The organism is Staphylococcus sp. 231237_7MaSpsaltlick (genome assembly GCF_043107035.1).
The window spans coordinates 1-1,350 of record NZ_JBICNX010000130.1; the positions used below are offsets into that span (position 1 = coordinate 1).

1 protein-coding gene is annotated in these 1,350 nt (G+C 29.1%); it reads right to left on the minus strand.

The window, feature by feature from the left end; translation table 11 throughout:
• A partial coding sequence (locus ACF91D_RS30345) for an MFS transporter (protein ID WP_392438458.1) occupies window positions 1-859 on the minus strand: 859 nt, incomplete at its 3' end.
• Window positions 860-1,350: the final 491 nt, after the last annotated feature.

Below are 1,350 nucleotides of genomic sequence, written 5' to 3' on the forward strand. Positions count from 1 at the left end.
CAATAAGCGTTCCAGCTACAGCGTTCATTAAAAAGTTAGATGAAGTAGATCCCGTAAAACCTCTATCTTTAAATATAGAAAAATTAATTAAAGGCGTTTTGCTATTTTTTTCTACCAAAATAAAGAGAATTGTGGATATTATAAAAATAAAAATCAAACTTAGAATAGTAGTTGATAAAATACCAAAATTCAAACTTTGTGTAATAATTAAGTTAATACTTAATATTAAGATAACTAATAATATCGTTCCTATATAATCGAATTTCTTCTTAAATTGCATTCCTTTTCTAACTGTTTCCGGAGTCCCTTTGATTAAAATTAAGGCTAATATTGATACCAATATTGAGATTACAAATATCCAACGCCATCCTAAAAAAGTAGAAACTATACCTCCTAAAAATGAAGCTATACCTCCTCCTCCCCAAGAACCTATAGACCAATAGCTTAAAGCAGCTTGTCTATGCTTTCCAATGTAATAAGATTTTACAATCGATAATGTGGAAGGCATGATTATTGCTGCTGAAATTCCTTGTATAATACGCCCTAAAAACAATAACGTTAATGATGAGGTTAATATAATTAATATTGATCCTAAAATGTTTAACCATAGGCCTATATATGACATTTTTATGTGCCCTACTTTATCTGAAATGTCTCCAGCACTTACGACTAGCATTCCAGAAAATAACGCTGTAATACTAATAGTTGTATTGATTAAGCCCATATTACTACTAAATTCTTCGTGTAAGGTAGGTGCTATATTCACTAGAGATTGTGCAAACAACCAAAAAGTTAACACACTTAGTACAATTCCTGTTAATAGACGACCATTTCCCTTAAAACTACTATTTTCACTCATAATAAATTCCTCCAGCAATCATTAAAAAGGTTAGCTTTACTAACTAAAAAACCAATTTTACTCTTATTCATTCTTATATGCAATAATTATTTATAATATTAAAATAATTGTTATTAAACACTTTAATATTTTTAGTGAAGTATGTGTTAAAAGGAATATGATCACTGACTGAAGAGCAGATAATTCTTTGGAATTAATCTATCATTGTTATAAGTTTCTTATTATTTAAAATCACTCGATTTCTACACTAATAACCCCCTCTTACATTTCAATTAGGAGGGGGTTATTGCGAATGTATATATTAAATTATTCTGGGAGTTGTAAGTGTAACCTTTATTAATTGATTTTTGATAGCGTCTATTTTTGTTGTAAGAAACATTTAATCAAAGGTAATTCTTGCTTTAACAATTCTTTTTGTGACATACCTTGCGCATGTTCTCCCCAAAACGTTAAAGCTGCTCCGTTATTATTAGGCGATACATGTTCATAAT